Origin of the sequence: Solibacillus merdavium, from assembly GCF_014836935.1 — a bacterium.
In the GTDB taxonomy this organism is placed as follows: domain Bacteria; phylum Bacillota; class Bacilli; order Bacillales_A; family Planococcaceae; genus Solibacillus; species Solibacillus ferritrahens.
The window spans coordinates 12826-35463 of sequence record NZ_JACSPW010000005.1; the positions used below are offsets into that span (position 1 = coordinate 12826).

Annotated in this window: 19 protein-coding genes and 1 riboswitch; of the genes, 15 read left to right on the forward strand and 4 right to left on the reverse strand. The window is 36.6% G+C overall.

Annotated elements, in window-relative coordinates:
* The first annotated feature begins 227 nt into the window (after positions 1-227).
* From dapF to H9632_RS06805, 9 genes are all read left to right on the forward strand, one after another.
* Positions 228-1193 carry a diaminopimelate epimerase gene (gene dapF / locus H9632_RS06765; protein ID WP_191703356.1) on the forward strand — a complete coding sequence of 322 codons (966 nt, stop codon included), beginning with the start codon at positions 228-230 and terminating at the stop codon, positions 1191-1193.
* Between the two features lie 25 nt (positions 1194-1218).
* A complete protein-coding gene (locus H9632_RS06770) occupies positions 1219-3252 on the forward strand; it encodes a sensor domain-containing diguanylate cyclase (protein ID WP_191703357.1) in 2034 nt (677 codons plus the stop codon).
* A gap of 113 nt (positions 3253-3365) precedes the next feature.
* Complete coding sequence (locus tag H9632_RS06775) at positions 3366-4037, forward strand: response regulator transcription factor (protein WP_191703358.1); 672 nt, start codon at positions 3366-3368, stop codon at positions 4035-4037.
* Positions 4034-5440 (forward strand): sensor histidine kinase, encoded by a 1407-nt coding sequence (locus H9632_RS06780; RefSeq protein ID WP_191703359.1) that lies wholly within the window; start codon positions 4034-4036, stop codon positions 5438-5440. The genes H9632_RS06775 and H9632_RS06780 overlap by 4 nt, the downstream gene beginning before the upstream one ends.
* Before the next feature lie 314 nt (positions 5441-5754).
* Complete coding sequence (locus tag H9632_RS06785) at positions 5755-8562, forward strand: 2-oxoglutarate dehydrogenase E1 component (RefSeq protein ID WP_191703360.1); 2808 nt, start codon at positions 5755-5757, stop codon at positions 8560-8562.
* A 96-nt stretch (positions 8563-8658) separates the two neighbouring features.
* A complete protein-coding gene (odhB, locus tag H9632_RS06790; RefSeq protein WP_191703361.1) occupies positions 8659-9912 on the forward strand; it encodes a 2-oxoglutarate dehydrogenase complex dihydrolipoyllysine-residue succinyltransferase in 1254 nt (417 codons plus the stop codon).
* A 140-nt stretch (positions 9913-10052) separates the two neighbouring features.
* A riboswitch (Lysine riboswitch) is annotated at positions 10053-10238 on the forward strand.
* 117 nt (positions 10239-10355) lie between these two features.
* Entirely contained in the window at positions 10356-11186 is an 831-nt protein-coding gene (locus H9632_RS06795; protein WP_191703362.1) for a transporter substrate-binding domain-containing protein, read from the forward strand.
* Positions 11187-11307: 121 nt separating this feature from the next.
* A complete protein-coding gene (locus H9632_RS06800; RefSeq protein WP_191703363.1) occupies positions 11308-12054 on the forward strand; it encodes an amino acid ABC transporter permease in 747 nt (248 codons plus the stop codon).
* 3 nt (positions 12055-12057) lie between these two features.
* Positions 12058-12792, forward strand: coding sequence for an amino acid ABC transporter ATP-binding protein (locus H9632_RS06805; RefSeq protein WP_191703364.1), 735 nt, complete (start codon positions 12058-12060; stop codon positions 12790-12792).
* A 114-nt stretch (positions 12793-12906) separates the two neighbouring features.
* On the opposite strand, the gene H9632_RS18955 is transcribed toward H9632_RS06805, so the two are convergent.
* The gene (locus H9632_RS18955) at positions 12907-13032 is read right to left on the reverse strand and encodes a hypothetical protein (RefSeq protein WP_263618315.1); all 126 of its coding nucleotides are present in this window, start codon (positions 13030-13032) and stop codon (positions 12907-12909) included.
* Positions 13033-13153: 121 nt separating this feature from the next.
* Between H9632_RS18955 and H9632_RS06810 the strand changes: the two genes are divergently transcribed.
* Positions 13154-13351, forward strand: coding sequence for a DUF6501 family protein (locus tag H9632_RS06810; RefSeq protein ID WP_191698974.1), 198 nt, complete (start codon positions 13154-13156; stop codon positions 13349-13351).
* A 48-nt stretch (positions 13352-13399) separates the two neighbouring features.
* Here H9632_RS06810 and H9632_RS06815 read toward each other — a convergent pair whose 3' ends face one another.
* Both H9632_RS06815 and H9632_RS06820 read right to left on the reverse strand, forming a co-directional pair.
* The gene (locus H9632_RS06815) at positions 13400-14512 is read right to left on the reverse strand and encodes a toxic anion resistance protein (protein WP_191703365.1); all 1113 of its coding nucleotides are present in this window, start codon (positions 14510-14512) and stop codon (positions 13400-13402) included.
* 3 nt (positions 14513-14515) lie between these two features.
* Positions 14516-15163 carry a 5-bromo-4-chloroindolyl phosphate hydrolysis family protein gene (locus tag H9632_RS06820; protein ID WP_191703366.1) on the reverse strand — a complete coding sequence of 216 codons (648 nt, stop codon included), beginning with the start codon at positions 15161-15163 and terminating at the stop codon, positions 14516-14518.
* 313 nt (positions 15164-15476) lie between these two features.
* Between H9632_RS06820 and H9632_RS06825 the strand changes: the two genes are divergently transcribed.
* Both H9632_RS06825 and H9632_RS06830 read left to right on the forward strand, forming a co-directional pair.
* The gene (locus H9632_RS06825) at positions 15477-15767 is read left to right on the forward strand and encodes a DUF1033 family protein (RefSeq protein WP_191703367.1); all 291 of its coding nucleotides are present in this window, start codon (positions 15477-15479) and stop codon (positions 15765-15767) included.
* A 210-nt stretch (positions 15768-15977) separates the two neighbouring features.
* On the forward strand, positions 15978-16178 hold the full coding sequence (locus H9632_RS06830; RefSeq protein ID WP_191703368.1) for a cold-shock protein: 201 nt from the start codon (positions 15978-15980) through the stop codon (positions 16176-16178).
* A gap of 149 nt (positions 16179-16327) precedes the next feature.
* On the opposite strand, the gene H9632_RS06835 is transcribed toward H9632_RS06830, so the two are convergent.
* Positions 16328-17932, reverse strand: coding sequence for an ABC-F family ATP-binding cassette domain-containing protein (locus tag H9632_RS06835; RefSeq protein ID WP_191703369.1), 1605 nt, complete (start codon positions 17930-17932; stop codon positions 16328-16330).
* Positions 17933-18151: 219 nt separating this feature from the next.
* Between H9632_RS06835 and H9632_RS06840 the strand changes: the two genes are divergently transcribed.
* The 3 genes from H9632_RS06840 to recQ all read left to right on the forward strand — a co-directional run bounded on the left by H9632_RS06840 (position 18152) and on the right by recQ (position 22571).
* Complete coding sequence (locus H9632_RS06840) at positions 18152-19333, forward strand: MFS transporter (RefSeq protein ID WP_191703370.1); 1182 nt, start codon at positions 18152-18154, stop codon at positions 19331-19333.
* Between the two features lie 87 nt (positions 19334-19420).
* Positions 19421-20545, forward strand: a complete 1125-nt coding sequence (locus H9632_RS06845) for a hypothetical protein (RefSeq protein WP_191703371.1) — start codon at positions 19421-19423, stop codon at positions 20543-20545.
* A 262-nt stretch (positions 20546-20807) separates the two neighbouring features.
* Positions 20808-22571, forward strand: a complete 1764-nt coding sequence (gene recQ, locus H9632_RS06850; RefSeq protein ID WP_191703372.1) for a DNA helicase RecQ — start codon at positions 20808-20810, stop codon at positions 22569-22571.
* The last annotated feature ends 67 nt before the right edge of the window (positions 22572-22638 follow it).

Consider the following 22638-nt stretch of genomic DNA (forward strand, 5'->3'; position numbering starts at 1 on the left):
TTTGCCGGTCTCGCTCTATCCTAGACAAATAAAACAATATCGAAATAAGAATTATATCTACATTTTATTATAATATATTCTCTTGACGCAACTTTCAAGCTCGAAAAAAACATTTTTTTCTACTATTAGTCTATATATTCTGAATGTTCTAATTAATAATAATATTGATGACAATTTGTTTTTTGTCAAAGTATAATATAGTAATTATGAGAAGGTGAGGCGAAAGAATGAAAGTACAATTAGTTAAAGTTCACGGTTCAGGAAATACATTTTATTTATACGAAGCATTATATGACGATAAGCTTGATTTTGTGAACATGGCTAAGCAATTATGTGATCCTTCTATAAATGGAGGAGCAGATGGACTGTTGCTCGTTTTGCCCTCCGATATTGCCGATGCAAAAATGCGTGTAATAAACGCGGATGGTTCGGAAGCTTCCATGTGCGGCAATGGCTTACGCTGTGTTGCGCGCCATGTATGTGAAAAATTGGAAGTCGATGAAGCGCTTATCGAAACGATGCATGCTTGTTTAGCAGTTAAAAAAGAGGCTCCTATTTTTGAGCAGCTACCAACTTATTCAGTAGAGATTTCCCCAATTTCTTTTGAATTATCATCTTTGCCAATGTTCTTAGAGGATAAGCTAGAATTGCACCATGAACGAATCCCGGCATTTTCTGAAGAAATACCTTTTACAGCTGTTTCTGTTCCCAATCCACATTTAATTGGAATTGTGGACAAAAAATATATTGAAAATACATCCCATCAACAGCAGCTAGCTGCATTTTTAAATTCGGATAATGACTATTGCCCGGATGGTGTAAATGTCAGCTATGTGCTACCTATATCAAACAATGAAATTTTCGTTCGCACGTATGAGCGTGGTGTAGGTTTTACAAATGCATGTGGAACTGCAATGACTGCTTCAGCATTAATTTCTATAATGGAGAACATTGTTTCGGATAATTTAATTACGGTTTATAATCCGGGTGGCTTCGTTCAGTGTTCGGTTACACAATATAATGATAAATGGACACTTGCTCTTATAGGAAATGCTACTATTGTAGGGTATTATGATATTGAATATATTGGTAATAAAATAGAGTTTATTAATTGTGTTATGTCAGAAGAGCAAGTACAATATGATAAATGTAATATTTTTGCAGAAAACAAGTTAATAAGTATTACAAAGTGAAAAGTGCTATAGGGGGATGCAAGCAATGAACGCCATTTTTTCCGTAAATCAATTGGATTTGTTATTCAAGAATAGTAGTGATGCGGTTTTCTTTATGGAAAGAGTAAATGATGGGTACCGCTATATTTTTGTTAACGAAACGGCTATAGATTTAATTAACGTTAATCCTACCGGCAAGTTATTAGAACAAGTCGTCCCTTCCCATTTAGCGAAAACGATTATTCAAAACTACAATTTGACTTTACAAAATCAAAAACAAATGGAATACGAAGATTATACGTATGATAAAATGGAAGTTCGAAAGCAGCGTACGACATCAATACCTGTATTTTTGAATGAAAAAACTTATATTTTGGCAATTACAAAAGAAGTTTCCCTCGGCCGTGACTTAGAAGACAAATATCTTTTCATGCGCTCATTACATTCCAGTTCATTTATATCAACACTTTTAGTATCCAATGACATGCATTTGCTCGAAGCAAATCCTACTTTTATTCATGAATTTAGTATTTGTATGGAAGAAGCTCATAGTCAATCCTTGTTTGATATGAAATTTATGGATAGTAAAAGTGTAAAAACTCTCAAAAAATATATAAATCGGGTTCAAAACGGGGAAAGTATTCAATCGAAGATGCTATATTTTATTGATAAAAATAATGAGCGTCGATGTTTTACTGCTTCCTTCTCCTCCCTGACAAGTAATGATGAGACAATAGCTGTATTTATTATGCTGCACGAAATCACAGAGTTTATTAAACAAGAGCAAGCTTTGCGTACAGCATCACATGGTTTGGAAATGTTTAAAAATGCAATCAGTACCGTAGCGGATGTTATTTTTACCGATGTGAATGGCGTAATCACTGATATTAATGAACGTGTCATAAAAAATACAGGCTATAGTCGTGAAGAGATTATTGGGAATACACATCATATTTTCAATTCTGGCACCCATAACAAAGAGTTTTTCACAAATTTATGGAACACTGTTAAAGAGGGAAATGTGTGGCGGGATGAAGTTTGTAATCGTAAGAAAAACGGGGAAATATATTGGGTCGATTCCACAATCGTGCCATTAAAAAATGAACTAGGGAAAATCGAACAATTTTTCACTGTGCAATATAACATTACATCGGAAAAACAACTGCTGTCCGAGTTATACAAAATCGAACACATTTTCCGTGCTATTACAGACAATACGAACGACTTTATCGTAGTTACGGATAGTTTTGGGAAAATCAAATATGCGTCACCATCATATTTGAGGAAACTAGGTTACGAAGAGGTTGAATTAATTGGCACTCCGTACGAAGATTTGCTAATGCCTGAAAGTATGGGGATATGGCAAGAAGCGTTAAACCCAAAAGAAATTGATTTAGTAAAAGAACTGAAAATCGAGCTGCTACTACATAAAAAGGATAATAGTCCAATTTGGACTGAGGGCAGTTATACGATGTCTCTCGATTTATCGCAGCATGAAATTTCGGAAATCGTGATGGTATCCAGAGAAATTACCGAGCGCAAAGAACTGGAAGATAAGTTGACCTATTTAGCTTATCATGATAGTTTAACGCAACTTGGCAATCGCAGAAAACTTTATAAAGACTTCCCTATGATTCAAAATGAGGCAATTCTATCCGATACGAGCATTGCAATCTTTTATCTCGACGGCGACAACTTCAAACAAGTAAATGATTTACATGGACATGATGTAGGAGATGAGTTTTTAAAACAGTTTGGCAAATCTCTCGTAAAAAGTGTTCGACAAGAAGATTTAGTCGTTAGATTAGGCGGTGATGAATTTTTAATCGTCTTTACAGGTTTATCAAATTCCGAAACAGAGCGTGTTATTCAAATCGAACAAATAATGAATCGAATTAAAGAAAATCTGGATATCGGATGGAGAATAAGAGGGGTCCATTTCTCTCCAACTGTTTCAATTGGGATCTCCATTTACCCGCAGCATAGTGAATGCCTGGATGATCTCATAGATTTGGCAGACCAGGCATTATATCAGGCAAAACAGTCCTCACAATATCAATATTGTATAAGCGACGTCTAACATAATAGCTAAAGGTGGTACGGAATATTATTCCGTATCTTTTTTTTATCTCAAATACAAATGGTACACTAGATAGTAATAATAGATTTTATTTGATTGAAAGAGGGAAAGGCATGAGTCAAAAAATATTAATTGTTGAAGACGAAAAGAATATCGCTCGTTTTTTGGAGCTAGAACTTCAGCACGAACAATTTGAAACGATGGTCGCATATGATGGGAGAACTGGTCTTGAATTAGCGCAAAGTGAAATGTTTAATTGTATTTTACTAGATGTGATGTTACCTCAGTTAAATGGGATTGAAGTATGCCGCAGAATAAGAAAGACAAGTGATGTACCGATTCTTTTAATTACTGCACGTGACGAAGTGATGGACCGAGTTGCAGGACTTGATGCGGGGGCGGATGATTATATTGTGAAGCCTTTTGCCATTGAGGAGTTACTTGCTAGGATTCGTTCTATATTAAGAAGGGTAAAGCATACTCATGCTTCCAAAACATTGATTGTCCGTGATTTGGAGATTGATGTGAACGCTTATGAAGTGGTATTTGAAAAGAATAAGATCGAGTTAACTCGGAAGGAATTTGATTTATTAAAGCTCCTTGTGGAAAATAAAAATCATGTATGTACTCGTGAGCTCATTTTAGAAACCGTTTGGGGCTTTGATTCAGAAGTAGAAACGAATGTGGTCGATGTATATATTCGGCATTTACGTACGAAACTTCAATCAAACAATGACCCGTATATCGAAACTGTTCGTGGGGTAGGATATGTGATGCGCGGATGAAAAAAAGGTATATAAAACAATTACATCTATCATTAAAAACAAAGTGGATGCTTGCTGTAGGAGTAACAATTTTCATCAGCTACGCACTAATCTCAATTGTACTGTATATTGCATTACAAACTTGGCTTATAAACAATGAAGAGAAAAATGCAATCCGTACGATAGATGATATGTCCACTTTTTTTGAAGCACAGGAGAACACTGTTACAATACAGAAACTGCAAAATAATTCTGCTTTAATGAAAGCAATATTGACCCAAGAACAAACTGTACGTATTTTTAATTTGGATGGTATTGAAATTATGCGTATAAATGATGTAACACCTGCTGCACATTTTCCGGTTGAAGAAATGAATTATTTTTCAACTATTATAGAGAAACAATCAATTGACGGTACAGAAGGATATGTCATCCACAGGGCCGTTCAGATCGGACAATTTCAAGGAATCATGCAGCTCATTCATCCATTGACGACATTCAATTCTATGATGAACTATATACTGACAACAATCCTAATCATCGGATTGGGTGCAATGCTTTTTTCTGTTACGATCAGTTATTATTTAGCCAATATATTAGTAAAACCGATTGTCCAACTTAGGGATGCAATGCATTTAGTGAGAAATAATGGGTTTAAAGCACAGCCACAATTCGATTACTCAGCACATGATGAAATAGGGGAATTGCTTCAGATGTATCGTACGTTGATGAATGAGCTTGAAATATCGTTTACAAAGCAGCAACAATTCGTTGCAGATGCATCCCATGAACTCCGGACACCTATTCAAGTTATCGAAGGACATTTATCTTTAATTAAACGGTGGGGAAAAGACGACCCGGAAATTATGATGGAATCATTAAATACATCTTTAACCGAAATTACGCGGATGAAAAAGATGATTGAAGAATTATTGCAATTGGCTCGCCGGGAAGATGCTGACGAATCTGCGGCAGCTAATATAGAAGAAGTTTATGAACAGGTGAAAGAAGAATTGCTACAACTCTATCCGAATGTACAATTCGATTTATCTGTTGTAGGACAGAGGGCGGATGCTGCAGTAACGGAACATGCGCTAGCGCAAATCTTTAGAAATATTATGAGTAATAGTATACGATATAATAGCAATGCACCAATTATTCAAATAAGCATTCTTTATAGCGATACGGACTCAACAATATTAGTTACTATAGAAGATAATGGGCTCGGGATTTCTAAGGAGCATTTACCGTATATTTTTGATCGTTTTTATCGAGTCGATGAATCACGTACAAATGAAGTTGCTGGTACAGGGCTCGGCCTAAGCATTACGAAAATGCTTGTCGATAAGTATCGAATCGTGATGAAGGTGGAGAGTACTTTACAAAAAGGCACTATTTTTTCCCTGAAATTCCACAAAAAATAGAATAATTTTAGTCAATCTATTTATTATTTCAATAGTTCAAGAAAAAATATGCTTAATTTTATAAAAAGAGTTGTATTTTTTGTGAAGAGTAGTAAGATTGAGATGGAAAAAACGTTCTTCCCCCTTTTATAATGTGCTTTTAGTCTGTGTGGAAGAGTGGTAAAATATTATTTGATTTATTTTGGTAGATAAAAAAGTGATACTTTATTATCAACATAGGGAAGATAATAATTTTAATATTGTGGTATATAAAATTATTTCTTCCTAAGTAAATTATTGGAACAGCCATAAGGCAAAATTTGGAGGTTATTTTCATGTCGAACAATGTATTACCTGCAGGTTCTCCATGGTCTGCGTTCTCTGGTCCTAACTTAGGTTATGTATTAGAGCAATACGACTTATTCCTGCAATCTCCTGAAGAAGTTGAACCGGAATTAGTACAGTTATTCCAAGCTTACGGTGGTCCTGTATTCGCGGATGGTCAACAACCAGCTGCAACAGCAGCTGTAGCAGGTACTGGAGACTACAAAAAAGTATTAGCAGCAGTTAAATTGGCAGAATCTATTCGTGAATATGGTCATTTAGCAGCAGATTTGTACCCATTAAAAAATCGTCAATTAGATACTTCACGCATTGAAGAAAGCGTATTCAATTTAACAGCAGCAGATCTTCAGGCCATTCCTGCATCAGTATTTTTTGCAAATGTCCCTGTAGGCGTTACTAACGGTAAAGAGGCAATTGATTACTTGAAATCTGTTTATACAGACAAAGTAGGGGTAGAAGTTGCACATTTACAAAACCCGGAAGAGCGTGCTTGGATCGAAGCACAAATTGAAGGAGGAGCTTTTAAAGCGTCTCTAACTTCAGATGAAAAGAAAGCCGTGTTAGAACGTTTAACACGTATTGAAAACTTTGAAAAATTCATCCATAAAACATTCGTTGGTCAAAAGCGCTTCTCTGGAGAAGGTTTAGACACACAAATCATTTTATTAGATGAAATCATTAAAGCTTCTGAATCAAATGGTGTTAAAAATGTACGAATCGGTATGGCTCACCGTGGTCGTTTAAATGTACTGACTCACGTACTGAAAAAACCATACGATATGATGTTTTCAGATTTCGCACACGTTTCGAATGATCTTTTCTTACCAGAAGACGGCCGTTTACAAATTACAAAAGGCTGGACAGGTGACGTTAAGTATCATATGGGTGCATCTTACACACATGATTCTGGCTTGAATGTGAAATTAGCATACAATCCATCTCACTTAGAAGTAGGAAATCCACTTGTTATTGGTTCTGTGCGTGCTGCACAAGATGATACTTCTGAACCGGGTGTTGCTAAGCACGATCCATCTTCTGCAATGGGTATTATTCTTCACGGAGATGCAGCATTTGCAGGTCAAGGGATTGTAACAGAAGGCTTTAACTTCTCTCAAACAGCAGGCTTTAAAACTGGTGGTACTGTACAGATTATCGCGAACAACATGATCGGTTTCACAACTGAATTGCATGATTCTCGTTCATCAAACTACTCATCAGATCCAGCTAAAGGGTATGATATTCCTGTAATCCATGTGAATGCAGATAGCCCTGAAACAGTAGCAGCTGTAGGTCGTTTTGTAGCGGCATACCGTGCTAAGTTTAAAAAAGATATCGTTATTGACTTGATTGGGTACCGTCGCTACGGACATAATGAAACGGATGATCCGACAGTAACAAACCCTGAAACATATAAATTAGTAGCAAAACATGAGCCAATCCGTGCATTATATGGTGCACAGTTAGCTGAAGCAGGTATTTTATCTGCAGACGAAGTAAAGGCATTGGATTCAAGCATTTATGCTGAAATGCAAGCTGCTTACGATCATGTTAAGGCAATGGCAGAAAAAGACGAGCACTTATCGACTGAAATGCCTGAAGAATTAAAAATTGAATTCCCTGAGATTGACACGAAAGTTGATGCAGATCGTTTAGCTAAAGTGAACGAAGATTTACTTTTATTTGGTGACGGTTTTGAACCACAAAACAAATTAGGTAAGATTTTAGCAAAACGTCGTGATGCATTTACTGAAGGTAAAATTGACTGGGGTCATGCTGAAACATTAGCATATGCAACAATTACACAAGACGGCACACCGGTTCGTTTTACTGGTCAGGATGCACAGCGTGGTACGTTCTCTCAACGTCACTTAGTATTACACGATAAAAACAATGGCGCTGAGTTCACACCATTACACCATGTTGAAGGTGCAAAAGCTTCATTCACAGTTTACAACTCACCACTTACAGAAGCGGGTGTTGTAGGATTTGAATATGGTTATAATTTAGAAAACGAAAACGTACTATCTGTATGGGAAGCGCAATTCGGTGACTTCGCAAACATGGCACAAGTAATGTTTGATAACTTCATCTCAAGTGCACGCTCTAAATGGGGACAAAAATCTGGTTTCGTACTTCTATTACCACATGGTTATGAAGGTCAAGGTCCAGAGCACTCATCTAGCCGTATGGAACGTTTCCTACAATTATCAGCTGAAAATAACTGGTTCGTAGCAAACTGCTCTAACGCAGGTAACTACTACCACTTATTGCGTCGTCAAGCTGCTTTATTAGGTACTGAAGGTGTACGCCCATTAATAGTGGTATCTCCAAAATCACTACTACGCCACCCATTAGCTGCAGCGACAGCTGAACAACTAGCTACTGGTCGATTCCAGGAAGTTATTGAACAGCCAGGTTTAGGTAAAAATCCTAAGTCTGTAGAAAAAGTAGTACTTGGAACAGGTAAAGTAATGATAGATTTAGCAGAGCGTGTAAAAGATGGCGAAGGTTTTGACCACCTGCACATCGTTCGTGTTGAACAAATTTACCCATTCCCTGCACAACAAGTGAAAGATATTATCGCTCGCTTCCCGAATGTGAAGGAAATTGTATGGGTACAGGAAGAGCCGAAAAACCAAGGCTCATGGACTTATGTTCTTGAAACATTATATGATATTGCTGAAGGCAAAAAAGTTCGCTATGTAGGTCGCCCTGCAATGAGCTCAACTTCTGAAGGTGATGGCGATTCACATAAAGCAGCTCAAGCGAAATTAGTAAATGAAGCACTTGAAAAATAATATAATCGATTGATTGATACCCAAGCTACTTCTATATAAGGTAGGGGTAGCTTGCTATACAATAACTGTATAGCGTAATAAAAGGAGGATATGAACGTGGCTGAAATTAAAGTCCCTGAATTAGCAGAATCAATTACTGAAGGCACAATTGCCCAGTGGGTTAAAAAAGTTGGAGATCGCGTAGAAAAAGGCGAATTCATCGTAGAATTAGAAACAGATAAAGTAAACGCTGAAATCATCTCTGAAGAAGCAGGCGTATTAACTCAAATTTTAGCTGAAGAAGGCGATACTGTATTAGTTGGACAAGTAATCGCGGTAGTTGAAGCTGGCGAAGGCGCAGCTCCAGCACCTGCAGCAAAAGAGGAAGCACCAGCACCTGCTGCACCTGCAAAAGAAGAAGCTCCTAAAGCAGCAGCACCAGCTCCAGTAGCAGTTGAAGAAACTTCAGGTGAGCGAGTAATTGCTTCACCAGCAGCTCGTAAATTAGCTCGTGAAAAAGGCATTGACTTAGCAGCGATCTCTCCAGTAGATCCTCAAGGTCGTGTACGTGTTCAAGACGTAGCAGCTCATGGCACAGCGCCTGCAGCACCTGCTCAAGCAGCAGCTCCAGCTGGAAATGGTCCAATGATCTTCACACCAGCAGCTGACACTGATCGTGTAACTGTTGAAAAAATGAGCCGTCGTCGTCAAACAATTGCAAAACGTTTATTAGAAGTTAAACAATCAACTGCAATGTTAACTACATTCAACGAAATCGACATGACTAACATCATGGCATTACGTAAACGTAAACAAGAACAATTCGTGAAAGCAAACGACATCAAATTAGGTTTCATGTCATTCTTCACAAAAGCAGTAGTTGCAGCACTTAAAAAATATCCATACGTTAACGCTCAAATTAACGGTGACGAAATTCACTTAAACAACTTCTTCGATATCGGGATCGCGGTATCAACTGAAGAAGGTTTAGTAGTACCAGTAGTTCGTGATGCTAACGCTAAGAACTTCGCTGAAATCGAGAAAAACATCGCTGAGCTTGCAGGTAAAGCTCGCGACAAAAAATTAGGCTTAAACGACATGGCTGGTGGATCTTTCACAATCACAAACGGTGGTGTATTCGGTTCATTAATGTCAACGCCTATCATGAACGGTACACAAGCTGGTATTTTAGGTATGCACTCAATCGTTAACCGTCCAGTAGCTGTTAACGGTGAAGTTCAAATCCGCCCAATGATGTACGTGGCATTATCTTATGACCACCGTATCATCGATGGTAAAGATTCTGTTGGCTTCTTAAAAACAGTTAAAGAAATGATTGAAAACCCAGAAGATTTATTATTAAATTCATAATTAAAACTTTGAAAGCTAATTCGTAATTTATATTGCGAATTAGCTTTTTTTTATTTAAATTTCAGAAAAATGAGTGTTGACGGAAAAGTTGGAATAATGTTAAACTTAGACTATTAATTTAATAACAAAACCTCACAGCTTAGTGAGGTAGAGGTGCGGTATTTAATAGTTTTGTATGGAGTCATTGAGCTGACAGTGAAGTATAAAAGAAGGAAATATCGCCGAAGTGTTGTTTTAGCTCGATTTAACAGCGCTGGGTCTGTAATAAATAATTGCAGGACTGTCTCAATCTTCTTCCCGGATGATTGAGGTGTGCTATCTCATATTGGGAACTGTAGAGGATTTGGGCTAATCGTGAATGTAAACGACCTAAGGATATCCTTTTAGGTTGTTTTTTTTCATTTCTAAAAGCCGGAAATATATTTAATAAGGAGAGAATTGACTTGAAAAAGAAACTATTAATGGTAATTACTGCAATGATGACGATTTTTGTACTTGCAGCATGTGGTACAGATGATGAAAAATCAACTGGTTCAGACAAGAAAGTATTAAAGGTTGGTATGGAAGCCGGTTATGCACCATTTAACTGGTCACAAAAAGGTGATTCAAACGGTGGAGTACCGATTGATGGTTCTAAAGAATACGCAGCAGGCTATGATGTGGAAATCGCGAAAAAAATTGCTGAAGGCTTAGATATGGAATTAAAAGTTGTGAAAACAGACTGGGATGGGTTAATTCCTTCATTGCAATCAGGCGCAATTGATTTAGTAATTGCAGGAATGTCGCCAATGCCGGATCGTAAGGAAGCAATCGATTTTACAGAAAACTATTATACAAGTGATTATGTAATCGTAGTTAAAGAAGATGGTCCATATGCTAATGCAACATCATTATCTGATTTCTCGGGTGCAAAAATTACAGGTCAGCAAGCGACAACACACTATGATGTAATTGACCAAATCGAAGGTGTAAATAAGCAGGTAGCAGCAACTGACTTTGGTGCAATGCGCGTGCAATTACAATCAGGTGCAATCGATGGCTACGTTTCTGAGCGACCTGAGGGTATTTCTGCTGAAATGGCATTAAACAACATTAAGTATATCGTTCCAGAACCAAACTTCGAAGCAGATGAAGCGTCTACAGCTGTAGCAGTAGGGTTGAAAAAGGGATCTGATTTACGTGAACAAATTAACAAAGTATTAGCTGAAATTTCGGAAGAAGAGCGTCAACAATTAATGGAAGACGCTATTGCAAATCAACCAGCAGCACAGTAAACCGTGCAGCAATGATGTTTTAATTAAGGTTGTCTTGCCGGCAAACGGGAGACAACCTTTTTCTATTATCATCACCCAATACATATAGAATATTAATAAGAAAGAATTGGAGGACAAGGCTATGGCATTTTTGGAATCATCATGGAACTTGTTTACGAACAACTGGGATTTATTCGTACGTGGAGCTTGGACTGCACTTCTATTGGCAATTATCGGAACTATTTGTGGAACACTAATCGGATTTTTTATCGGAATTATGCATACGATTCCTAAACGTAAAAAGAATGTAAAATCAATGCTTTTAAAAGTATTCAATTTCATATTAACCGCATATGTGGAAATATTTAGGGGAACGCCAATGATGGTTCAAGCCATGGTTGTGTTTTACGGTCTTGTTTATTTAGGAATTGATATTGACCGCTTTTTAGCAGCTTCTCTCGTTATAAGCTTAAACACAGGAGCCTATATGGCGGAATATGTGCGTGGGGGTATTGTATCGATTGATAAAGGGCAATTTGAGGCAGCTCAGGCAATCGGGATGAATCATCTTCAAACAATGATTCATATCGTCATACCACAAGTAGCACGAAATATCTTACCTGCTACAGGTAACCAATTCGTTATGAATATTAAAGACTCTTCGGTTTTAAGTGTTATTTCCGTAGTAGAACTATTCTTTACAGCGAACTCGATTGCCGGTAGTAACTATAAATATATCGAAGCATTCTTTATTGCAACGGTATTGTACTTCATTATGACATTTACCGTAACGCGGTTCTTATTACTGTTTGAGAAGAAGATGGATGGACCCGCTTCCTATAAAGTGGAGCTCATTACAGGCAATAAGCTAGAAAAGGATGGTAAATAAACTATGACAGTTGTAATTGACATTAACCATTTAAATAAAAAATTCGGTGATCATGAAGTATTAAAAGATGTTAATTTCCAGGTAAATAAAGGAGAGGTTGTTACATTAATCGGTTCTTCTGGATCGGGGAAATCTACATTGTTACGATGCATTAACCTTCTAGAAACACCTACAGCTGGGGAAATCATATACAACGGCGAAAATATACTAAATGATGGTCATCATATAGAAAAGTACCGCACACATTTAGGTATGGTTTTCCAGCAGTTTAATTTGTTCAATAATTTGGATGTACTTAATAACTGTATGGTCGGTCAAATAAAAGTACTGAAGCGTACAAAAGAAGAAGCACAGCAAAATGCGTTCAAATATTTAGAACTGGTTGGCATGAGTGCTTATAAAAATGCGAAGCCAAAACATTTATCAGGTGGTCAAAAGCAACGTGTGGCAATAGCGCGTGCATTAGCGATGGACCCGGATGTGATGTTGTTCGATGAACCGACGTCTGCACTCGATCCGGAAATGGTGGGGGAAGTATTGAAAGTAATGCGTCATCTCGCAGATCAGGGAAATACAATGCTGATTGTCACACATGAGATGGAATTTGCAAAGGAAGTATCCGACCGCATCGTTTTTATGGATAAAGGAGTAATTGTAGAAGAAGGTCCTCCTGAAGCAATACTTGTAAATCCAAGTCACGAACGGACGAAGGAATTTTTAAAACGTACATTGCGCTAAAAATAGCATTAGGAGAAAAAGTAGCTACAAAAGTAACTTTATCGCAATAAAAAACAAGGAGGTTCCCGAAAAATTCATTTTCGGAACACGCCCTTGTTTTTCTTTTGCCAATCTTTATTTTCTTGAGTTCCATTCACTTATAAGTATAAAGACAACAGCAAATGCAATTGCTATTGCAAAAAACCACATAGGAACACTACCAAATGCCATAAATTCCACCTCTGTTTGTGAGTTTACCATGTACTATTGCTTCTATCAATTATTGGCACTTGTCGTTTTTTATACGATCGAGGCTTTCCTAGAACGGAAAAATCATATAAAATAGAAGGGTATAGATATTTGTTAAAAGTGAGGGAACAGCATGCTACATTTAAAATGGAAAGATGCACCTACGATTCGTACAGTAAAGTGTGTACATACGGATGCATCAAAGTATTTAGTATCAAATGTTTTAACAGTTGGTAAGGAATATGAAGTGAAGAATGAGACAGAAGAATTCATTTTTGTTATCGATAACACAGGTGAAGTTGGCGGATTCTACAAAGAGTATTTTGCATAAAAATTATGGGTACGTAAAAGGTTGTTATGACTTTTACGTACCCGTTTTTTATTTTTGTTCTAAAATGATGTGTTCGATCTCATGGCGCTTTTCGTCTGTTTTCACGTGCATACGTAACGTGTCTTCGATATCATGCAATAGTTGAAGCTGAGTTTGTTTAAAACGGTCGACATCGTTATGGGATAGTGCTTGACGTTTTGCTGCCTTACTGGAAGCCTCCAGCATCTTTCCGTTTTTCCGCATTAATTGTTCTGATGCAGTCATGAGACGCTCCTGTGATTGCATAGCACGACGTTGATTGTTCATATTCAATAACATCGCAATTTGCGATTGCCATAGAGGAATTGTCGTCATGATGGAACTTTGGATTTTTTCGATTAACATTTGATTTGTTTGTTGAATCATACGGATTTGGGGTGCATATTGGATGGCAACTTCCCGCGAAAGCTCTAAATCATACATACGACGGTCAATCCATTCAATTTGCATTTCTAAATCTTTCAGGTCATGCTGTTTAAAAGGGTTTTGACCTTCTACTACCTCCTGTTGAAGGGCAGGCAACACAACATCCCTCATATGCTGTTTTTTTACTTCAAGAGTCGCAATATAAACATTGATTTCCTGAAAGTATTCCTCATTCATTGCATATAATTTATTTAAAAACTGGTAATCATTCAGTAGAGCACTTTGATTATATTCTAATTGAATACTTAATCGGTCTATTCTTTTACTTAATTTATTATAATGAGTCATTATTTCCTGAATAGATTGCTTGGAACGGCTAAATAACTTAGCAAAAAAACCTTTCTCCTGTTCAATTAAGGCATCTGGATCAATCATTTCTAAGTGTTGCATTAAATCCGAGAGTACTTCACCGACTTTTCGGACATCTTTACGCTGGATATATTGAAGCATTTGGGAAGTGAATTTCTTTAAGGCTTCCTGAGCGGGCAGGCCGAATGAAAGAACATCTTCATATTGTTTCGGTTCAAGATTTTGCGCTAATTGTAAAACCTTTTGTTTCATTTGATTTGATAATGATGCGAAAAGCGGTGAGGCTGCATTGTTAGCAACATTCACCGCAAATTGTTCTTTACTTACTTGTAAGTCAGTATTCTCACTCGTTGTAAAGGCATCAAATGGATTATTCGTCATATTCATTTGTTACTCACCGCCGATTTTTAATCGATCTCTTCGTTTTTCATTCGACATTTTTGCAAAGTCAAGTTCGATTTTCAAGTTTTCGATATCCGATGATAGAGCACTCTTCAAATCGGATTCCATCGTTATTTGAAGCTCCTTCAAGGTTTTGCGTGTATCTTCCAGAGCTAAATGTACATCCGTACCAGGAACTTGTTCTTTCGTTAATAATGTATATTTATCCGACAGCTCAACAGCTGAAGGTAAGTGTGCATAGAAGAAATCTTCTACTGCATAAAACTTTTGGGGGTTAGTCTGTACAATATTGATGATGCGTTTTGATAATTTAGACATTTCATTTATTTGTTTAAATGAGCGTACAGAACGTACACGGATATATTGCTGGTTTAATGCCTGAATATGTGCACGGGCCTGTTTAATTTGTGCTTCGATTAAATTGTATTCGGATTTGGACAGTCCCAGCCTTTTACTTTGAGTAGTTTTCTGTATAGCCAATGTCACTTTGTTGCTAATGAAATAGGCACCTACTCCAAGAGGTAGTGCAAGCATCGTCGCTATACCCGATAAATTTACAAAAGTAAGTGTTAGAGCAGTTGAGAAGACTAAAAAGTTTATTAAGTGTCTTGTAAGAAAATTTATAGGACCAAGCATTTTCGTACCTCCTTTACTCGATACTATTGATACGTTTGAAATGAAAAAAAGTTTCAGACAATAAATCTTTCATAAAAAAAATGAAAGTCTCTTATCTAATCGTATCAATTTTTAGTTTAAAAAACAAAGTAAAACGATTTGGAAATGGGGAAGCCACTCAGAAATATTCTGTGCAGTTTGTAAGGAAAGTAGCCAACTCCCATTAATAAATTTAACGATTCTTTTACCCACGCTCTATCATATGAAAATATGCATTATTAGACATATTCATGTTCTCTGTATAGAATGGACTTATAAAGAAAGGATAATGTTTATGTATCAAATTATTTATATGAAAGCAGATTATGAGCCTTGGTGGCAATTTGACGGGTGGGAAGAACATATTGTATCTGTTGAAAAATTTGAGACAGAACAACAATTCCTAATAGCATTTAATCAGTTACTTGCACAATTCCGCGAAAAATATGAGTTTGAAGCATACAAAAATGACCGTTTTTATGCATTTTGGTCTGAAGAAGAATGTGAGTTTTGTGAAGCATGTGACGAAGATACCCAAATTTATCACGGTATTATAATACTAACTCCTGAAGTAATTTCTACTTAAATCAAAATTTTTATAATTTAAACAATTCTAATTGACAGGAAATAACGCCGAATATATACTGTATTTAACAATTGAAATGTTTGACCGAATACAATGGATTCACATATTACAAACAGTAATCGAGTTAGTTGATCGGTGCTCTTGTAATGTGTGTTTTTTTATTTATAGGCGCATTGAAATTGTTAACTTTTATTTTCGGAGGTATTCAATATGAAACAAGGTACAGTAAAATGGTTTAATTCAGAAAAAGGTTTTGGCTTTATCGAAGTAGAAGGGGAAAATGATGTATTCGTGCATTTCTCTGCTATTCAAGGTGACGGTTTCAAAACATTAGACGAAGGTCAACAAGTGGAATTCGACGTTGTAGATGGCAACCGCGGACCACAAGCAGAGAACGTTACAAAACTATAATCTTGAAAATCCTAAGCTGCGTATCATGATGCGCAGCTTTTTTTATTTTTCAACACATTTTTATATATAATGATATCAATTTGACTATAAGGTCTTTACAGTTAAAAAAAAAGAAGTGCAGAGCTCTGCACTTCTTCTTTTTGATTTTCTTAGCTTAAGCCTTGTGCATCTTTCCACTCTAGATACTCATCATATGTTAATGGCTTATCTAAAATTGAACCGTCTTCACGAATTTCAATTACGCGATTAGCAATTGTTTGAATGAACTGGTGGTCATGTGATGTAAAGATCATCGCGCCTTTAAAGCGGATTAAACCTTCATTCAGTGCTTGAATTGATTCTAAGTCTAAGTGGTTCGTTGGTTCATCCAATAATAATACGTTCGAATTTGAAAGCATCATTTTTGAAAGCATACAGCGAACTTTCTCTCCACCTGAAAGTACAGCAGGAGATTTCTTCACTTCTTCACCAGAGAATAACATACGGCCTAAGAAACCACGTAAGAACGATTCAGTTTCATCTTCCGGAGAATAAGGGCGTAACCATTCAACTAATGACTTTTCATTGCCGCCGAAGTATTGGTCATGGTCCATTTCGAAGTAGCTTTGAGATGTTGTGACACCCCATTTATACGTACCAGCATCTGCTTGTTTACGATCCATTAAAATATCCATAAATGCAGATTTTGCATTTGGTGAACCTAAAAGGATAATTTTATCTTCTTTGTTCATTGAGAAGCGGATGTCTTTAAATAATGTTTCGCCATCTTGTGAAGCTGTTAAGCCATCAACTGTTAATACGTCATTCCCGATTTCACGACCAGCTTGGAAGTTGATGAACGGGTACTTACGGCTTGAAGGACGGATGTCATCCAGCTCAATTTTATCAAGCATTTTTTTACGAGACGTTGCTTGAGAAGATTTCGATGCGTTTGCAGAGAAACGTGCAACGAATTCTTTTAATTCTTTAATTTTCTCTTCTTTTTTCTTGTTTTGGTCTGCCATCATTTTTTGCGCTAATTGACTTGACTCATACCAGAAATCGTAGTTCCCAACATAAAGCTGAATTTTACCAAAGTCTAAGTCAGCAATATGTGTACATACTTTATTTAGGAAGTGACGGTCATGGGATACAACGATTACAGTGTTTTCGAAGTTAATTAAAAACTCTTCAAGCCATTTAATCGCTTTTAAGTCCAAGTGGTTCGTAGGCTCATCCAGAAGTAAAACATCCGGTTTACCGAATAGTGCCTGTGCAAGTAAAACTTTTACTTTGTCAGAACCTTCTAAGTCAGCCATCATCATATAGTGCAGGTCGTCGCCGATACCTAGACCGTTTAAAAGAGTGGCAGCATCAGATTCTGCTTCCCATCCGTTCATGTCAGCGAATTCGCCTTCAAGTTCAGCTGCACGCATACCATCTTCGTCTGTCATTTCAGGTTTCATATAGATTGCGTCTTTTTCAGCTTTTACTTCCCAAAGACGTTTATTACCCATAACAACCGTATCTAATACATTAAATTCATCGTACTCGAAGTGGTTTTGCTTTAATACTGAAAGACGTGCATCTTTACCCATTGATACGTGGCCTTCTTGTGCCTCAATATCACCAGATAAAATTTTTAAAAATGTTGATTTACCAGCACCGTTTGCACCGATTAGGCCATAACAGTTACCTGGATTGAATTTAATATTTACATCGTCAAATAATTTACGGTCACCATAACGTAGACCTACACCTGATACTTGAATCATGCAGGTACCTCCTTGAATTGTTTCGTTGTATTTTGGATTGCTAAAAAAAGAGAATTCTCTTTTGCACACAATGTTTCTATTATAGCATGTCTTAGTGCTAAATTAAATAACAGCGCTTATGAAAATCTACAATTCCATCGATTGAAAAAAAATTAAGTTGGCAGAATTTTTATTTTATGGTTTACTTGCTACGAATGTATAGAGAAACGGGGAAGTTACATGAATCAAAGATCAAAGTGGAGTGCCGGTCTTATAATTTTCGCTATTTTTCTTGTTTCAATAAATTTACGGCCTGCTGTTACGTCAGTTGGACCAATTTTATCAACTATTAGGGAATCGTTACATGTATCAAGCACTCAGATGAGCTTATTAACGTCAATTCCTGTATTTTGTATGGGATTATTCGCACCTTTAGCAGTACCTATGCAAAAAAAGTATGGGTATCGGCTGTCAATAACAGTATTGACAGGCTTAATAGGACTTGCAACCGTTACGCGTATTGTATTTTCAAGCTATAGTGCGCTTCTTATTACAAGCTTTTTAGCTGGTTTTGCTATTGCTATCATTAGTCCAATTATTAATGCATATATAAAACAAAAATTCCCTACAAGAATGGAACCGGTTATTGGGATTTATTCTTTTGCAATGGGATTCGGTGCAGCAATCAGTGCGGGCTTCACGGGTATTTTCTACAAGAGCTTCGACGGCAATTGGGCTTTATCACTCAGCATTTGGGGTTTTTTGGCAATTTTCGCGATGATTAGCTGGTTTGCAATTGTAAAAGATGGACCGGTGCGGAAGGTTGGAACTCATCAGACTGATCAAGCAAGAAATCCATGGAAGAATAAATTAGCTTGGACGATTCTTATTTATTTCGGTTTCCAAACTTCTTTATTTTTTAGTTTAACAACTTGGCTAACTTCTGTGGCGTTAGAGCAGGGGATGACATTACTAACAGCAGGATCTGTTTTGACGCTGATGACAATTGTCCAATTAGTCGGCAATATATTGATTCCATCCTTAGTAAATCGTTATCCGAATCGATTGATTTGGTTACAGAGTTTAATTTTCATCGGTGTTGTCGGGTCAGCGATATTTTTTATCGATTCAACATGGGCTATATGGATAAGCGCGGTTATCTTCGGATTGGTGCTAAGCGGATTGTTCCCGATTGGCCTCATGCTACCGTTGGATGAAGCTGTAAATAATCGAGAAGCAAATGAGTGGAGTTCAATGGTATTATCAGGTGGATTTATGATGAGTGCTTTTGCACCGCTTACAATCGGCTTTGTATATGATTGGACAGCTACACATTATTTTACGAAGTGGATTATCGTTATTTTGTTTATACTTATGTCATTATCAGTATTTATAATGCAAAAACAAAAGAAATCAGTATAATGGAAGAAGTGTCTGAATAAATCAGCCGCTTCTTTTTTTATAATGGATAGCTAGTTTACATAATATAATTATTTGTTAGGAGATCGTATGCGAAAGTTATTTTTACTAATGGTGTTGTTTTTAGCAGGCTGTGCAGATCCAGCCGAGGAGAGTAAGTGGGTGGGAGAAGCGTTACCAAATGAACCACTTGAGGAAATAAAGGTGCAAGAAAGCAAAGTCCCGATATATACTCCTACTTCAAATACAGTGGGATATGTAATTAAGCAACAAAAACGGGATAAATGGTTATTGGTAAATGCAGAGCAGGTGGCCAGTCATCCTTATTCACTTGTTCATCATGACCTTTTAAATTTAGGTGAGACTTATGCCATTGACGTAGAACATAATATTGCAATTATTCATATTAGAAACAGCTATGATTATTTGATAGAGGATATTTCAACTTATGAAACTAAGTTGAACGAAAAAGATATCATTGCAGAAAAACAACATATTGATGCATTATTGAAAAAGGCTATCACCGAGAAAATGGACTGGCAGGAGCGCCTGCAAAAAAATAAACAGCTGCTGGACGTTTCCAATCAACAGCCAATCGAAAATTTCACAGATTACTATAATAAAAATATTTTCACATATAATGTCGATGACCTGAGAGCTTCAGCCGTAAACTTGATCGAAAAACTCAACAAATATATCGACGAACGGGATGAAGCCTTGATAACTGATCTCATACGATCTGATGATATATTAAAGGAAATACAATATTTAACAAAATCAATTAATGGATTTGAAATAAAGGAAGCCCGTAAGGATGGCTTTTACTATTATGTAAATGGTGCTGATGATCAAAAAAATGACATTAGACTAACATTAATTAAAGAGGGGCAGCGGTATAAATTAATTGGTGCGAATTTCTTATCTGACGAATTTTTAAATGAAGAAAAAATTCCTCATATCCAATTTGATGAGAAAGCGACATACGATTCATTACCAGGACTACAAATGTTTGTAAACAATAATCTTCCTGCTATAAAAATAACTGTAGATAAGCTTACATGGTCTTTAAAGCATGAGGATAAAAAAGTAGCCGTATCAAATGGAACTGCTAACTTCAACTGTGCAAAAGTAACAGTCATTGAAAACGATTTAATTTTAAATAGCTGCGAAAACACAAAAAATAAAAATTATATTATCGCATCTTTCAAAGAATAGGGATTATCTATGTAGTCCCTATTTTTATATTACTACATATTATCCGACGCTATATAGGAAAAAATTAATTTAAGAAAAGTCTATAAGAAATAACAGGCGATAAAGAAATTTTCAACAAAAAGCTCCCTATTTCATATAAAATAGAGTAAGGAAAGATAAAAAAAGATTAATTTTATAATTATATTATGTAAACTAGATATTTTATATTTTAAATAATAAGACACTATATATTGTAAATAACTAATTTAATCCAGGAGGCGCTATGTTACAGGAAGCTATTAAACATTTAAATACTTATTTTGGTTATAGTTCTTTTCGAACAGGTCAGTCACAAATTATTGAAAATGTACTAAAGAAGCAAGATACGCTAGTTATAATGCCTACTGGTGGGGGGAAATCAGTCTGTTATCAAATTCCTGCCCTTTGTTTACAAGGCACAACAGTCGTTATTTCACCTTTGATTTCACTAATGAAAGATCAAGTTGATATGCTCGTTTCCAGCGGAATAAAAGCTGCATATATTAATAGTTCGCTTAGCTATGATGAAGTGCAGGATGTGATGTATGCAGTGCGCAACGGGGAAGTTAAGCTTCTTTATATTGCACCGGAACGTCTAGAAAATGAACGCTTCTGTGCGGAGCTTGCCCAAATACAGGTACCACTTTTAGCAATTGATGAAGCACATTGTATTTCCCAATGGGGGCATGATTTCCGTCCAAGTTATCGCTCCATCCAGCAGTTGCTACACTTATGGGCTGACAAACCAACCGTAATTGCTTTAACAGCCACGGCAACTGAGGAAGTAAGCGCCGATATACAAAAGCTATTATCGATTGATAAGACTAATACTTTCGTTACAGGTTTTGCGCGGGAAAATTTAGCTTTTTCAGTACTTCTTGGTGAAAATAAAGAGGCTTATATTAAAAAGTATGTAAAGGCAAATGAGTCGGAAGCCGGCATTATTTATGCTGCTACTCGGAAAGCTGTAGAATCGGTATATGAAATGCTACATAAAGCCGGATTTGCGGTAGCTAAGTATCATGGGGGAATGTTTGAAGAAGACCGGACTTATGAGCAAAACCGCTTTTTAAATGATGAAGTTCAAATAATGGTCGCAACCAATGCATTTGGCATGGGAATTAATAAAACGAACGTGCGTTACGTCCTTCACTATAATATGCCGAGAAATATGGAAAGCTATTATCAAGAGGCAGGACGTGCGGGGCGAGATGGACTTAATAGTGAGTGTATTTTGCTTTACAGCTCCTCAGATGAACAAACACAGCGATTCTTAATTGATCAGGCTCAAGATCGTTCGCGCATTCCTTTTGAACTTGAAAAGCTACATGCGATGATAGATTACTGCCATACAGAGCGCTGTTTACAAAGTTATATAATAGATTATTTTGGTGACCAGGCTGAACAAGATTGCGGACGTTGTGCCAACTGTACAGATGATCGCCCTCAACAAAATGTGACGACAGATGCTCAAAAAGTTTTATCGTGCATAGTCCGAATGGGACAGAAATTTGGGAAGCAACTGACTGCCTCTGTATTAGCCGGTTCACGAAGCAAAAAAGTATTGGAATTCAATTTTCATAAACTGCCTACTTACGGTATATTACGCGCGATGAATGCTAAGGAAATTTCGAGCTTTATTGAATTTTTGATTTCGGAAAAACTCATTACCGTACACAACGGCCAGTTTCCAACGATTTCGATATCGGACTTAGGAAAAGAAGTGTTGTTGGGCAATAAGCAAGTATTCAGAAAAGAAGCTCGTATTGTTCAAACTACGGTAGAGTCGAATGATCCATTATTCGAAACTTTAAGGAAAGTTCGGAAAGAGATTGCTGACCGTGAAAAAGTACCACCATTTGTTGTATTTTCGGATAAAACTTTAAAGGAAATGTGTATTCGCCGTCCTAAAAACAGTAGCCAGTTTTTAGAGGTAAGTGGTGTAGGGGAAAGTAAACTAGAGAAATATGGCAAAACTTTCATTGATGCAATAATTTCACAATCTTAATAATTTGTTTAGTATACTTCATTAAACAATACTATATAATTTTAAAAATTATTTATTATATTAATTG

Coding starts and splice junctions, on each gene's coding strand:
- dapF (WP_191703356.1), top strand. CDS start 228: ATGAAAGTACAATTAGTTAAAGTTCACGGTTCAGGAAATACATTTTAT.
- H9632_RS06770 (WP_191703357.1), top strand. CDS start 1,219: ATGAACGCCATTTTTTCCGTAAATCAATTGGATTTGTTATTCAAGAAT.
- H9632_RS06775 (WP_191703358.1), top strand. CDS start 3,366: ATGAGTCAAAAAATATTAATTGTTGAAGACGAAAAGAATATCGCTCGT.
- H9632_RS06780 (WP_191703359.1), top strand. CDS start 4,034: ATGAAAAAAAGGTATATAAAACAATTACATCTATCATTAAAAACAAAG.
- H9632_RS06785 (WP_191703360.1), top strand. CDS start 5,755: ATGTCGAACAATGTATTACCTGCAGGTTCTCCATGGTCTGCGTTCTCT.
- H9632_RS06800 (WP_191703363.1), top strand. CDS start 11,308: ATGGCATTTTTGGAATCATCATGGAACTTGTTTACGAACAACTGGGAT.
- H9632_RS06805 (WP_191703364.1), top strand. CDS start 12,058: ATGACAGTTGTAATTGACATTAACCATTTAAATAAAAAATTCGGTGAT.
- H9632_RS18955 (WP_263618315.1), bottom strand. CDS start 13,032: ATGGTAAACTCACAAACAGAGGTGGAATTTATGGCATTTGGTAGTGTT.
- H9632_RS06810 (WP_191698974.1), top strand. CDS start 13,154: ATGCTACATTTAAAATGGAAAGATGCACCTACGATTCGTACAGTAAAG.
- H9632_RS06815 (WP_191703365.1), bottom strand. CDS start 14,512: ATGAATATGACGAATAATCCATTTGATGCCTTTACAACGAGTGAGAAT.
- H9632_RS06820 (WP_191703366.1), bottom strand. CDS start 15,163: ATGCTTGGTCCTATAAATTTTCTTACAAGACACTTAATAAACTTTTTA.
- H9632_RS06825 (WP_191703367.1), top strand. CDS start 15,477: ATGTATCAAATTATTTATATGAAAGCAGATTATGAGCCTTGGTGGCAA.
- H9632_RS06830 (WP_191703368.1), top strand. CDS start 15,978: ATGAAACAAGGTACAGTAAAATGGTTTAATTCAGAAAAAGGTTTTGGC.
- H9632_RS06835 (WP_191703369.1), bottom strand. CDS start 17,932: ATGATTCAAGTATCAGGTGTAGGTCTACGTTATGGTGACCGTAAATTA.
- H9632_RS06840 (WP_191703370.1), top strand. CDS start 18,152: ATGAATCAAAGATCAAAGTGGAGTGCCGGTCTTATAATTTTCGCTATT.
- H9632_RS06845 (WP_191703371.1), top strand. CDS start 19,421: ATGCGAAAGTTATTTTTACTAATGGTGTTGTTTTTAGCAGGCTGTGCA.
- recQ (WP_191703372.1), top strand. CDS start 20,808: ATGTTACAGGAAGCTATTAAACATTTAAATACTTATTTTGGTTATAGT.